Source organism: Hoylesella buccalis ATCC 35310, from assembly GCF_000177075.1.
Taxonomy (GTDB): Bacteria; Bacteroidota; Bacteroidia; order Bacteroidales; family Bacteroidaceae; genus Prevotella; species Prevotella buccalis.
In genome coordinates this window covers 39151-53278 of sequence record NZ_ADEG01000068.1, presented here as the reverse complement: position 1 = coordinate 53278, position 14128 = coordinate 39151, and the positions used below count along the sequence as shown (strand labels likewise).

Below are 14128 nucleotides of genomic sequence, written 5' to 3'. Positions count from 1 at the left end.
ATTTGCTTATTGCTCCTGCGCCAATTCATTTTACTTGTTATTCCAAAACCAAAATTTCGTTGTCTTTGTAGCTTTCGTAGCCGCTCACGATGACTCGCTCGCCGGGCTGAAGACCTTCCAGCACCTCGTAATACTGCGGATTCTGCCGTCCGATGCGGATGTTGCGACGGTAGGCTTTCTTGCCATCCTTGTCGAGTACAAAGATCCATTGCCCACCCGTCACGCTGTAGAACGTGCCCTTGGGGATGAGCACCGCCCGTTTCGACTCGCCCAACTGCAAGTCGACATAATAGGTCTGGCCCGTTCGGATGTTGGTCGGACGTTTGCCGCTGAACACGAAATCTATCTTGAACCTGCCGTCTTTCACCTCGGGGTACACCTTGCGCACGGTGAGAGAATAATGCTTACCGTTCTGTTCGAAAGTCGCTGTGAGCCCTTGGTGCACCCGATCGATGTAATGCTCGTCAACCTGCGCCTCCACTTTATAGTCGCTGAGGTCGTTGATGACACCAATCTTCTGTCCTGGAGAGATACTCTGTCCCAGCTCGATGTTGAGCTGTCCCACCTCGCCGTCGATTTGCGAGCGCACGTTGAGATGCTCCTTGCGCTGGCGCACCAGCTCCACGTTGCGCCTCATTGACGAGAGGTTGTCGTTCATCTGATTCATCTGCGCGCGACGGAGCTGCGCATCTTTCTTGAGTCGTTGCGCAATCAGCTCATTCTTTTTCACGGCCAGCTCGTAGTCTTCCTTTGCTTTGAGGTATTCCTCGCGGCTGTTGAGCTGTTCCTGCTGCAATGCGGTCTGATGGTTGTAGGTTCGCTTCTTGGCCTGTACGTCCATTGACAGCTGCGCCGCCTCGTTCTGATTGTTGAGTCGGTCCTGTTCCATCGTAATCTGCGTGTTGCGGAGCATGTTCTGCTTCTCCGCCAGTTCGCTCTCAGCATTGAGGATTTCAAGGTCGAGATTGCTGTTGTTCAGCCTCACGATGACATCGCCCTTCCTGACATGGGAGCCTTCCTCCGCCACTCTCTCCATGACTACACCGCCTTCTTCCGGCGAGATCTGTACTACCTGGATGGGCACCACATTGCCATCTACGCTCACATAGTCGTCAAACTGCGCTTGCTTCACATCACCAATGCTGAGCCCCCGACTGTCGACTTTCAGTGTTGACGAGAAATTTCCCAGAGCCAACCACAGCAGCGCAGCCACCACAATAACGCCTCCCCCTATCCAAGTCCAATACTTTCGGGGTATCCAAAACTTCTTTTGTTTTATTTCAATGTCCATGTTCGTATTCCTTTATAATAGTTGACCAATCGTTGTTTCATCTCAAGCATCAACCGCATTTGCAGCAGTTTGATGCGACTGTCGAGCAAGGTTTGCGCCGCTGTATGCAGGTCGAAAGTCGAGAGCATGCCCTCCTCATACTTGCGCGACGCCAGGTGCCAGGCTATGGAGTCGGCCGTTGTCTTTCGTTCCATCTTCATGAGCTCACGCGAATAGCCGTCACGGTCGAGCACCGCCTGCGCAATATCATCGTGCAGTTTGCGACGCGCATCTTCCAAGTCGAGTTTGCTTGCCTCCCAATCGGCTTTCGCTCTGCGTGCGGCACGCCAGCGCGAAGGCATGAAAAGGGGGATGGAAAATGAAAGGTAGACATATTCGCCCATGTTGTTGTTGAACTGTTTGCCGAAGTTGTCGGTCTTACTGCTGCCCTGCGAGAGATTGCGGTAATAGTTGGTGTTGATTCCTCCGCCCAATGCCAGGACGGGCAGCAGCTGTCCGCGTTGTATAAGATAATGGTAGCGGGCGTTCTTGACATTGAACGCTGCCGTCTTTACTTCCGGCGATTCAGCTTGGAAAGCGGCATAAAGGCTTCCGACATCGTCGGCAACAGACAGGTTCGCGGTCAACAGAGTGTCGAGGGCAAGCGTATCGCCTACGGGAAAATTCATCTCCGCTTTCAAGGCCATCAATGCCAAACTGGCTGCGTTCTGTTGGTGCAGCAAGTTGTAATCGTCCTCCGCCACCTGGCTTTCCATCTGCGCCACATCGGGTCGCGACTTCTCTCCAAGGTCGAACATCGCGCGGGTCTTGCGAAGCAGAGCCTGACTATCGGCCAATTTGCGCCGTGCCAAACCAATGCTCTGCTGGCTGTACACCGCCTCCACGAATTTCGCCATCACGGCTATGGCCTTGTCGTCGGCTGTCTTTTGCAGAACCGTCATACTCTTGGCACGCGCCAGTCGAGCTTGCTGAAAGGCATTCCAGGTACGGCCACCGTCAAACAAAGGCACCTCCGCCCCAATGCTGTAATAGTTGTTGAAAGTGGTGATGGTGTTGTAGGTGTTCGTCTCTGGGTTGATGTTACGTCCCCAGGCATACTGCGCCGTGGTCTGTGCCGACACCGTGGGCAGAAGGTCGAGCCTCGCCGTGCGCTCGTCAACCTTGCTCTGTCGCACCTCCAATCGCTGTTTGCGCACTCCGTTGTTGTGCTCCACCGCATACTGAATGCAGCGGTTCATGGTCCAAGTCTCTTGCGCCAATAGCGGAAGAGCGGCCAAATCTAATAATATTATCGTAATTGCTGTTCTCATACGCATAAACAGTTGCCAATGCCGTGCCAGAAACATAACACCCTATCTATCTGCACGTTGCGCAAAAAGCGTGATTACAAGCCTGTCCAACAATTAGACACTGCTGCCCAATTATTTGACAGTGAACCCCACCATCTCCACGATGTCCTCTCATGCGGCGCACAGGTTTTTATGATATGATTTTTAGACAACGGCTTGATACTAAAGAGAAAAAAGAATATCTTTGCAAAAACAACAACCTTTTCACCACCTCCGTGAAAGGCTGTGCAACTGGTAGACAGACATTAGACAATAGATGAAACAAGGTAGCATACTGATAGTTGACGACAACCGAAACATCCTCACCACGGTGAAGATGCTGATAGAAAATGTATTCGAGCATATCGCGGCGATAGCCAAGCCTGAGAATATCCCCACCCGCCTACGCGAGGACAAACCCGACGTGGTGCTGCTCGATATGAATTTCCGCAGCGGCATCAACAATGGCAACGAGGGACTCTTCTGGCTACGCGAGATCAAGAAACTGAGTCCCCGCACGCAGGTGGTGCTCTTCACGGCTTATGCCGATATTGAATTAGCGGTGACGGGCATCAAGGAGGGCGCAACCGACTTCGTGGTAAAGCCTTTCGACAATGCCAAACTCATCGATACGCTCACCAATGCCTACCGAAAAACCAAGAAAAACATCCAGAACGCCACCACCCATGAGGGAGAAATGTACTGGGGCGTGTCGCCGGCCATGCAAGATCTGCGCTTGATGGTGGAGAAAGTAGCAGCCACCGATGCCAACATCCTCATCACGGGCGAGAACGGAACCGGCAAGGAAGTGCTGGCCAAAGAGATACACCGCCTGTCGAAACGGCATGGACACCAGATGATGCCCATCGACATGGGAGCTATCACGGAGACACTTTTTGAAAGCGAACTCTTTGGACACACGAAAGGTGCTTTCACGGATGCCAAGACAGACAAGCCGGGAAAGTTTGAACTGGCGGAGGGAGGCACGTTGTTTCTCGATGAGATAGGTAACCTGAGCTATGCGTTGCAGGCAAAGCTGCTCACGGCCTTGCAGCGCAGGAGCATCGTGCGTGTGGGAGACAGCGAGCAAATTCCCATCGACGTGCGGCTGATTTGCGCCACCAACCGAGACCTGCAAGAAATGGTGACCAACGGCGAATTTCGCGAAGACTTGCTCTACCGCGTCAACACCATTCACCTGCATCTGCCGCCCTTGCGCGAGCGCAAAGAAGACATCACAGCCTTGGCCAGCATCTTCCTCAAACGCTACGCGACGATGTACAACAAACCGGAGACAAAATTCTCGGCCGACGCCATGACCAAGCTCGAAGAGCAACCTTGGTACGGTAACATTCGCGAACTGCAACATGCCATGGAGAAAGCGGTTATCCTGTGCAGCGGCACTACTATTGCCGAGGACGACATAGAGAGTGGTCCCGCCCGACAGGAGAAACCAATTGAGGACGTGCGTACGCTCGACGAGATGGAACGCAGGCTCATCGAGAAAACCATCCGTGAATGCGACGGCAACCTCTCGCAGGTGGCGTTCAGGTTAGGTATCTCCCGACAGACTTTATACAACAAGATTAAACGTTACGGACTATAGCGCATGAACGTGATTGTCATCATACTCTGCCTGGCATTGCTTGCCGCCCTCGTTGCCTATCTGCAACTGTGGCGGAGGTATCGACGCGACCTTGGCAAGGTGACATTCATGTTCAACGCCATAGACATCGGCGACTATACTTTCCAGTTTCCCATCAACAAGAAATACGGCAGCGAGCTTTTGCTCAACGAGTCGCTCAACCGCGTGAAGGAAATTTTACAACACGCCCGGGATGAACAGATAGAACGGGAAAAATACTTCGAACTCATACTCGATTCGGTGGATACGGGCATCTTGGTGGTCGACGTGGAGCGGGGCATCGTACTCCGCAGCAACCGAGCCGCGCTCAACCTGTTGCAGGTGGAGACCATCACCCACATCAATCAAATCAAGGAGAAGATGGCGGGATTCTCTCTGCGCGAGACCCACACAACTCTCAAGAGTCGTCGGGTGCGCATCATCGGCTTCAGCGACATCAAGGGCGAGCTGGCCAACCAAGAGATAGATAGCTGGGTGAAGCTCATCCGCGTACTCACCCATGAAATCATGAACACCGTCACACCCATCATATCGCTGAGCGACACCCTACTCCAAAACTCACAGGGCGAGCAACGCCAGGGATTAGAGGTCATCAGCAGGACTGGCAAGGAACTGATGCGCTTTGTGGAGAATTACCGCAAGTTCACGCATGTGCCCACGCCCACACCCACCCTGTTCTATGTAAGACCGTTCCTCGAGCGCATGGTGAACCTCATTCGCCCGATGTTAAAGTCCGACGTGAACGTGAGCTGCGAGGTAGAACCTGGCGACTTGCTGGTGTATGCCGACGAGAGCCTCGTCAGCAGGGTGGTTAACAACCTACTGAAAAACGCTTCCGAGGCCATCGGAGAAGAAGGGCAAATCACACTGTGCGCATACACCAACGCGCAGGAATCCGTCATCATCGACATCACCGACAACGGAGCGATGATTCCCGATGATGTGGCAAGCCACATCTTCGTGCCCTTCTTCACCACCAAGCCGCAGGGGAGCGGCATTGGCCTATCCATTTCCCGACAGATCATGCAGGCTTGCAATGGTTCCATCGACCTCATCACCGACAAGACCGATGGACTGACCACCTTCCGACTGACATTTTATTAACCCAACTCAAGTCTTGGATTGACATATTAGGCAGTCATGGCGTAGGTTCCAAGAGCTGCCAACCATTTGCCGTTCTCAGTCATCCGTATGACCAATTCTTCAAATTTCGCACCGATTATTCTTTACAAAGTGCCTCTCATAATTCGCGTGTAGACCACCAACGGTACAATTGGTCGCAAATACGCAAAATATGAGCGACATTCGTAATTTATTGTTATTGAATACATTACACAAAAACCACCTCTTTTCATTCCTATTTTTATCGCTTCTTGCTGGCAATAGCATGGAGATTAGCATCGAATATGCATGCTTTTATGCTGCAATGTCATGTTGATAACACTCCAAGATGATGCTTCTAAGGACGTAAAGTCAATGCTCTAACCTAAAAACGACGTTTATTTTGCCCAAATGAGCGTACTTTTGTCTACCGCTTGCCTATTGATTTTTTCTATTTTGAAGATTTCTAATGGTCGTTTTTTGGTAAAACGATAGGACAAAAACAACATGGCTTAAAAGACGCAGCTCTTTCATTGAAGGAGAATTGTTGTACAATCAATGAAACATGTAATCAAAGATTGTTTTCCCAACAAAACACCTTTCGTCAATGAAAGAACTGTGATGAACATAGGGCTTTATTCCCCACAAGCCGCCAAGCCGTTTTCTATGTTTCAGAAAGCAGAACCACTCCCTCTTGTTTCTGACCGTCCATCAAAATACGCAATGGGGCATCGAACCGAACATGGCGAACATAAGTGGTTTCTTCGACAGCTGGCATGGCATCCAAAACATCTTGTCTGAACACGCCATTGCCACCCACCTCATCAATCGTAAAATAGCCCACACCAAAACTGGTGAGGTTTTGAAAGAAGTGCGTCCCTTGACTTGGGTCGATACGGTAGTTGTTTAATGTGGTTTCGACAATAACCTTTGCACCACTGATTTGTGGCCACTTTACAGGAATGCCCAACCAAGGGTCGCTCGAACCCCAGCGTCCCGGCCCTATCAATACATAACCTTGACCTCGAGACAAGAACTGCTCGTTGAGCTTTTCTATCTCCCCTACAATCGCAGGATTATTCTTCGCAGTGAATGAAGCGTTGGTTTTTACATAAACAACGTCACAAACATCGTCCATAATGCCATGTCCTAACGAGTTGTGCGAACGCAACAAACACCGTTCATCGGCAATGGCGACAACGTCCTCGTCGAGCATTTGCTTGGAATCGACAATGGGACGGATTTGTAATAAGTAGAATTCCCCTGTCCTATCGGCATTGATATCACAGGCAAACTCTATTTCTACGGGGCACCGCATGCTCTCCGCACCATAGTTCATTGCCATCTGCATGATGGGTGCCAATGGGAACACATCGTGTTGCAGCACACTACAGAAAGATATAATCTTGCGCCCTCCGTCGTACAGTCCATCTCTAATCATCTGATTGTTAGGGTCGTAAGTAGACGCAATGTATTGCAGGGAGCCATCTTTCTCGGCAGATTTTACATCCAATTTGAGGATGTTGAAACCATCGTCTACCTGAAAATCCTGTCCCACGTGAGCCGTGTCGAGGGCATAGAATTGCGTTTGGGTCTCGCGCAAGGCCTTTTCCAGTTCGCTGGTTTGCAAGACATGACGAGGATGATAAGGAGACACACGCAAAGTTTGACCGCCATCTACAATGTATTTACCCAATCCCAAAGCCAATGAGGCAATGCCCTCTTCGGCCTTTTCGTTGCCAATGGGATAATAATTCAGCGAGCGCAGCACCCCACTTATCTTGGGATAATAGTGCGTATCATACTGCTTGCCCACCACTTCTTGCAAGATAACCGCCATTTTTTCTTGGTCAATCAGGTTGCGAGTAGCCGTCATGTAAGCCTTGGAATCATGATAGAACACCGATGCATACACGCCCTTGATGGCACAGGCCAACATTTGGAGCATCACTTGCTTGTCATCGAGCGAGGGAATCATGTAAGTAGAATAGATTCCGGCAAAAGGTTGATAATGCGAATCTTCTAACAACGAACTGGAACGAATGGCTATCGGACTCTTGGTAGCATCGAAAAACGTGATAAAGTCATCGCGCAGACGCTCTGGCAACTTGGCTTTCAAGAAGCTGTGCAGTATCTCTTCGTCTGTCGCATCGCTCAAGGCAACGTCATAAAGATTGTTCTCGTCCATGAATTGGTCGAACAAATCCGTACAAAGAACCAGCGTTTTTGGGATTTGCACCTTCACTCCTTCGTACTGATTAAAGTCGGGGTGCATCTTGATGATATGGTCTAAGAAAGCAAGGCCACGCCCTTTTCCGCCCAACGAGCCTTCACCGATACGAGCGAAGTGGGCATATTGGTCGAATTTCAATCGGTCGAACACCGCTACCACGCCTATGTTTTTCATCTTGCGATATTGCACAATGGCATCGAAGATGATTTGCCGATGCGCTTGCAAGTCTTGCAATTTGTCCCAAGTGATGTTTTTAAGAAACTCGGAGATGGGGAATATTGAGCGTGCACTGAGCCAACGACTCATGTGATTGCGTGAGACATGAAAGCGAAACGAATCATCTGGTATCTTGAAAATATTGTCTTGCAGTTCCTTGAGCGAATGCACGCGCATGATTTCCTGACGGGTAAGCGGGTCTCTGAAGATGAAATCGCCAAAGCCCATGTGCTCTTCAAAGATATGACGGAGGTCTATTCCCATCACCTTCGAGTTCTTATCGACAAAGCGGAAGCCCTCCCTTTCGGTCTTTTCCCGATTGCTTGACTCCGAACTTTCCACGATTAAAGGCAGATAAGGGTCACGCTTGCGAATCTCACGCAACAGTTTCAAACCCGCTTCGGCGTCTTTCACTCCGCCCTTAGGATAACGGGCATCGCTGATAACGCCTAATATGTTGTCCGCAAAACGATTGTAATAATCCATCGCTTCCTCATAAGTTCGAGCCAAAACCACCTTTGGACGACCACGCATACGCAACGTAGCAGCATGTCTGTTCAATGCCTCAAAGGACAAATGCTTGTTCTGTTCCAATATGTAACTGTACAGATTGGGCAGTATGGAACTATAAAAACGAATGCTGTCCTCTACCAACAATATCATTTGTACGCCACCTTCGATGATATCGTGCTCCAAGTTCATCTTGTCTTCCATCAGCTTGATGATGGACATAATGAGATTCGTGTTGCCCAACCAACAAAATACATAATCGAAAATGCTCAGATCTTCGTTCTCCATCCTACGCGTAATGCCATGCGAAAAAGGCGTGAGAACGATGCAATGAATATCAGGAAAGGCGTCTTTAATGTTGTGCGCCACGGTAAAAGCGTCATTGTCAGCGGTTCCTGGCATACATATCACCAAATCTATCGGTGTGGACTGAAGTATGCGGGTCGCCTCTTCCGTGGTGCTCACCTGTGTAAAGGTAGGCGGATAGCGTAAACCCAACTCCATATACTCGTTGAAAATTTTCTCCTCTACCCTGCCGTCATCTTCCAACATGAATGCGTCATAGGGATTGGCAACGATTAAGACATTATAAATACGTCTCATCATGAGATTGACAAAAGTCACATCCTTCAATAAGAAATTACGCCATTGAGAAGGCACAGAATCGTTCATAAATGATTTATTCAAGAAGTAAGAACTAACCAAACGAATAAGGTTTCCAAAATAAAGAACTTCCTTTCATTGGATCATATAGACACGACAAATGTAGGAAATACAATGTATATGTACAAATTTCTAACGAACTTTCATCTGCTCTCGTGCCAACTATTATATAAGGTGTAATTCCATCAGTTTTCACATTTATAAACATTGACATCGGAATTTATCCTTTTATATTTGGTGGGTATTTATAAAAAAACTATATTTGCCACGTCTTGGATAATATCCATGACATGTATAACCAACTAATTAAATAAATTCTACTATGGAAATTGAAAAAATCATGCAAGACCTGGAGAAGAAGCATCCAGGCGAATCTGAGTATTTACAAGCTGTCAAAGAGGTGCTTATATCCGTAAAGGACGTGTACAACGAGCATCCAGAGTTTGAGAAAGCTAAAATCATAGAGCGCATTGTTGAGCCAGAGCGCATCATCATGTTCCGCGTACCTTGGGTAGACGACCAGGGAGAGGTTCATGTCAACATCGGCTATCGCGTACAATTCAACGGCGCCATTGGTCCGTACAAAGGCGGATTGCGTTTCCACCCATCTGTGAACTTATCTATTATGAAGTTCTTGGGCTTTGAACAAACCTTCAAAAACGCATTGACAACCTTACCTATGGGTGGTGCCAAAGGTGGTTCTGACTTCTCTATTCGTGGAAGAAGCGATGCAGAAGTGATGAGATTCTGCCAATCGTTCATGTGCGAACTCTACAAGCATATTGGTCCAAGCACTGACGTTCCTGCAGGAGATATTGGTGTTGGTGGTCGTGAAATTGGCTATTTGTTCGGTCAATACAAGAAGTTGGTAGGTCGCTGGGAAGGCGTTCTCACCGGTAAGGGTTTGGAATATGGCGGCTCTCGCATTCGTCCAGAAGCAACAGGATTTGGTGCTTTGTACTTTGTGAACCAAATGTTGCAGACACGCAATATCGACATCAAGGGCAAGACAGTAGCTATCAGCGGTTTCGGAAATGTTGCATGGGGCGCTGCTCTCAAAGCCACAGAACTGGGAGGAAAGGTGATTACCATTAGTGGTCCTGACGGTTACATTTACGATCCCAACGGCATTAGCGGCGAAAAGATTGCCTATATGCTCGAATTACGTGCCAGCGGTAATGACGTTTGCAAACCATACGCCGACAAATTCGCAGGCTCTGAATTCCATGAAGGCAAGAAACCTTGGGAACAGAAAGCCGATATTTACTTGACATGTGCTACTCAAAATGAGTTGAACGGTGAAGATGCCGACCGCATTTTGGCCAACAAGCCTCTCTGTGTAGCAGAAGTAAGTAACATGGGATGTACAGCTGAGGCTGTTGACAAGTTCGTTGCAGCCGGACAGCTCTTTGCTCCTGGCAAGGCAGTGAACGCTGGTGGTGTGGCAACATCAGGTCTTGAGATGACACAGAACGCCATCCGTTTGAGCTGGAGCGAAGCTGAAGTGGACGAGAAGTTGCACTACATCATGCACTCTATCCACGAACAATGCGTGAAATACGGCACACAACCCGACGGATACATCAACTATGTGAAGGGTGCTAACGTGGCCGGATTCATGAAAGTAGCCCATGCCATGATGGCTCAGGGTGTGGTATAAACCCAAAACAACGTAGGGTGAATTTTAAAAAAATAAGTATTTTATTTTTAATTCTACTGACAGGCTTTACCTTTCTGCTGGCTCAGAAGCAGAAGGGTAAAGCCACTTATTATTCTAAAAAATCGACAGGAACACGCACAGCCAGCGGTGAAAGGCTGCATCACGATAGTATGACGTGCGCCCATCGCACCTATCCATTTGGAACATTATTAAAGGTAACCAATCCTTCCAACAAGCAAGAGGTCATCGTCAAGGTAACTGACAGGGGACCTTTCACACGAGGAAGGATTATTGACCTGTCGTGGGGAGCAGCCAAAGAGTTGGGAATTCTCGCCGACGGCGTTGCCATGGTGACGGTAGAACGCATCGATTCGGCGGATATCATCAAGGTTCCATACCGTTCAAAGGAAAGAAGAGAACTGCCAGAGCTTGACTTTGGCGTTTCTACCGAAGCGAGTAGTTTCATTGATGCATGGGCGGAACAACAGAAACAAAATGCCCATCAAACAAAAGAACAGCTCACTAAATTCAAGAAGGACAATGCTTTAGAAAACAAAAAGAAAACCTTAAAACCGAAAGAGAAACAGGTAAAAAAGAGATAAGAAGAAAAAATAATCAATCACTTATATGTCGTTTTTATTTTTTTATAGTAGTTTTGACATATAAATTCTCCAACTATAACATCATGTCTGCTTTCTTATCATCTTTATCAAATAATTGGATTATTTGGTTCTACATTATAGTTTTACTACCTTTTGAAATTTATGATACTTGTAAAGAGAAAGAAAGAAACAGCAAGAAGACCCTCATGCTTCTTATTGGTGCCAGTTTTGCCATAATAGCTGGAATACAATCTTGTATTAAGGGAAAGAACTTGACTATCAGCCCGACTCCTCTTTATATAATCCTCCTTATTTGTTACATAGAAAGCATTATCACATTCTTACAAAAAAGAACTAAAAGAGACCTCGCTTTCCTATGTATATTTTCATTTTTTATGGTAATAATGATATTAAACTTCCTATGAAGAAATTAGTAGCAAGGAGTAAACACAGTCCGAAAAATAATAATTTTCCCACTTTTTTAAGAGAAAAGTAGTGAACCACTTTTGTCTTCCTTGAACGATGGCAGAATCAATAAAGATAAGGGCGAAACAGCAATTTCATTATTTTTACGTACCTTTGTCACCAAACTCTTAATACGTAAATATGAGTAACAACTTATTATCAGGAAAAAGAGGCATCATCTTTGGTGCCCTTAATGAGCGATCTATCGCTTGGAAAGTAGCTGAAAGAGCTGTTGAAGAAGGTGCTAAAATCACATTATCAAACACGCCCGTAGCAGTGAGAATGGGCACAGTAAGTGCCTTATCCGAAAAGCTTCACTGCGAAGTAATACCCGCAGATGCCACCAATGTAGAAGACTTGGAGAATGTGTTCAAGCAGTCTATGGAGATTCTTGGTGGCAAAATCGACTTTGTGTTGCATGCCATCGGCATGTCACCCAACGTTCGTAAACATCGTACTTACGATGATTTGGACTACAAAATGCTGGACACGACGCTCGATATTTCGGCTGTTTCTTTCCATAAGATGATACAAAGCGCCAAGAAATTGGATGCCATTAACGAATATGGGTCTATCGTTGCGCTCAGTTATGTAGCCGCACAACGCACTTTCTTCGGCTATAATGACATGGCAGATGCCAAGGCTTTGTTGGAAAGCATTGCTCGTAGCTTTGGTTATATCTATGGCCGAGAGAAGCATGTGCGCATCAACACCATCTCACAATCACCCACCCTCACCACAGCTGGTCAAGGAGTGAAGGGCATGGATAAGCTCTTTGACTTTGCCAACCGCATGTCTCCACTGGGCAACGCGTCGGCAGAAGAGTGTGCAGACTATTGCATCGTGATGTTCTCTGACCTCACCAAGAAGGTCACCATGCAGAACCTTTATCACGATGGTGGCTTCTCTAACGTGGGAATGAGCCTGCGCGCCATGGCCACTTACGAGAAAGGATTAGATGAATATAAAGACGAACACGGAAAAATTATCTACGGATAAACGCATTACAACAACCAATTATAAGGGCGACGCTACCGATGTAACGTCGCCCCTTTTTATTTCTTCCGCTGAAAAAGCAATCTACCAACGGTTTAAAAACCGTTTACTTGCCTTGATAAGTACCCATGAAAAAGATGGTACCCGTACTATGTTCAACAATGGCATACATGAAAGGACGGTTGGCATGGAACATTATAGGACGAGAAGGAGGTGCAGCTGCATCAAGTGTCTCAACCACCGTGACGGCTGCGGCCTTTGAGCCTTCCTCATCAACCTCAATCTTTGCCTTCTGTAAAACCATGGAAACGAAAGCTTTTGCCTTTGACATTTTTGTCAAATCGGCCTTGCCACGCTCAAACATTGTGTTCATCCCTAACAGCTTCAACACATCGTTCAACTCACGGGTGTACGCAGATGTAAAGCGTGGAAGTTTCAAATCAACCTCACTGCTATGCGTGCTCTTCAGGTTGTCTTTCCACTTTTTGGCGTCCATGGTCTGCAACAAGCTCGACAAATCCTTTCCCTCACGAGGCAAAAGCACCACCATTTCGTACGATCCATTGCCGTAAGGAAGCACCACGGTCTGATAGTTGTCGTTCTCAGCAGCAAAGAATCGCTCCTTCTGATGCATCATCTTCACCGTCAACTTCTTGCCGTCCGCCTGCGTAAACGATTCTTGCTGTGTGCGTTTTTTATCGAACTGCCGATACCAAATGCCTTTGAAATACAACGCATTGAGTAGATAAGTAACCGCATCTGGATGGACACGATCCAACAATTGCGGCACCATACCGTGCGTGAGTTCACTCGCCCACAGGTTGATAAATGACAAAGTGGCCGGTGAACTGAAATCTTGATTGGTTACAAGCGCTTGATATTGTTTTTCAACCACATTCTTAAAGTCTGGCTGCAGCGGCTTGTTTTTATTCGCAACCACTGCATTCGCTATCGAAACCTTGGTCGACTTGTCCAATTTTGGGGATTCTATCATGAGTTGATGGCAAAGAGAATTGATATCATCCACCTTGCCTGAACGGAACTCAAGCCCCTCCAAGATTTCTTTCTGTGTATCTCCTACCGCCCCATTGGCCAGCATGCCAAGCGCATAGGTCACGCTCAGCGGCGAAACAAACACGTCTTGCTGCTCGCCTTTCGACACCTCTTTAAAGAACTTCCACGCAAACTCATTGCTGTTTTCTACTTGCGCTTGCTGCGCTGTTGTCAGCTTGATGGTTCCTGGATTGTACTTCACGTCAGGCGAAACAGGTTCGTCTTCACTACACGATGTCAGCATGCCAACCGATAAACAACATACACCGATTAAAGGAAAAAAATGTTTCATCATATCTATTCTGTTTTAGTTATCTACTCATAGAATGACGAAAACAATGAAATCTTGCACCGATTTACAATTT

Annotated in this window: 9 protein-coding genes; 5 read left to right on the top strand and 4 right to left on the bottom strand. The window is 47.4% G+C overall.

Annotation, left to right across the window (positions count from 1 at the left end; genetic code table 11):
• Positions 1 to 37: 37 nt before the first annotated feature.
• Both HMPREF0650_RS07515 and HMPREF0650_RS07510 read right to left on the bottom strand, forming a co-directional pair.
• A complete protein-coding gene (locus tag HMPREF0650_RS07515; protein WP_004349702.1) occupies positions 38 to 1291 on the bottom strand; it encodes an efflux RND transporter periplasmic adaptor subunit in 1254 nt (417 codons plus the stop codon).
• Positions 1276 to 2601 carry a TolC family protein gene (locus HMPREF0650_RS07510; protein ID WP_040562852.1) on the bottom strand — a complete coding sequence of 442 codons (1326 nt, stop codon included), beginning with the start codon at positions 2599 to 2601 and terminating at the stop codon, positions 1276 to 1278. The genes HMPREF0650_RS07515 and HMPREF0650_RS07510 overlap by 16 nt, the downstream gene beginning before the upstream one ends.
• A gap of 295 nt (positions 2602 to 2896) precedes the next feature.
• Between HMPREF0650_RS07510 and HMPREF0650_RS07505 the strand changes: the two genes are divergently transcribed.
• Positions 2897 to 4225: a sigma-54-dependent transcriptional regulator gene (locus HMPREF0650_RS07505; RefSeq protein WP_004349698.1), complete on the top strand. Its 1329-nt coding sequence runs from the start codon at positions 2897 to 2899 to the stop codon at positions 4223 to 4225.
• A gap of 3 nt (positions 4226 to 4228) precedes the next feature.
• Positions 4229 to 5368 (top strand): sensor histidine kinase, encoded by a 1140-nt coding sequence (locus HMPREF0650_RS07500; protein WP_004349697.1) that lies wholly within the window; start codon positions 4229 to 4231, stop codon positions 5366 to 5368.
• A 661-nt stretch (positions 5369 to 6029) separates the two neighbouring features.
• Here HMPREF0650_RS07500 and HMPREF0650_RS07495 read toward each other — a convergent pair.
• On the bottom strand, positions 6030 to 8996 hold the full coding sequence (locus HMPREF0650_RS07495) for a PEP/pyruvate-binding domain-containing protein (protein WP_004349695.1): 2967 nt from the start codon (positions 8994 to 8996) through the stop codon (positions 6030 to 6032).
• A gap of 313 nt (positions 8997 to 9309) precedes the next feature.
• On the opposite strand from HMPREF0650_RS07495, the gene gdhA reads away from it, so the two are divergent.
• From gdhA to HMPREF0650_RS07475, 3 genes are all read left to right on the top strand, one after another.
• On the top strand, positions 9310 to 10647 hold the full coding sequence (gdhA, locus tag HMPREF0650_RS07490; protein ID WP_004349694.1) for an NADP-specific glutamate dehydrogenase: 1338 nt from the start codon (positions 9310 to 9312) through the stop codon (positions 10645 to 10647).
• A gap of 17 nt (positions 10648 to 10664) precedes the next feature.
• Positions 10665 to 11249, top strand: a complete 585-nt coding sequence (locus HMPREF0650_RS07485; protein ID WP_004349693.1) for a septal ring lytic transglycosylase RlpA family protein — start codon at positions 10665 to 10667, stop codon at positions 11247 to 11249.
• A gap of 606 nt (positions 11250 to 11855) precedes the next feature.
• Positions 11856 to 12713, top strand: coding sequence for an enoyl-ACP reductase FabI (locus HMPREF0650_RS07475; RefSeq protein ID WP_004349690.1), 858 nt, complete (start codon positions 11856 to 11858; stop codon positions 12711 to 12713).
• 103 nt (positions 12714 to 12816) lie between these two features.
• Here the strand turns inward: HMPREF0650_RS07475 and HMPREF0650_RS07470 are convergent, their stop codons facing one another.
• Positions 12817 to 14058 carry a serpin family protein gene (locus tag HMPREF0650_RS07470; protein WP_040562836.1) on the bottom strand — a complete coding sequence of 414 codons (1242 nt, stop codon included), beginning with the start codon at positions 14056 to 14058 and terminating at the stop codon, positions 12817 to 12819.
• Positions 14059 to 14128 lie beyond the last annotated feature (70 nt).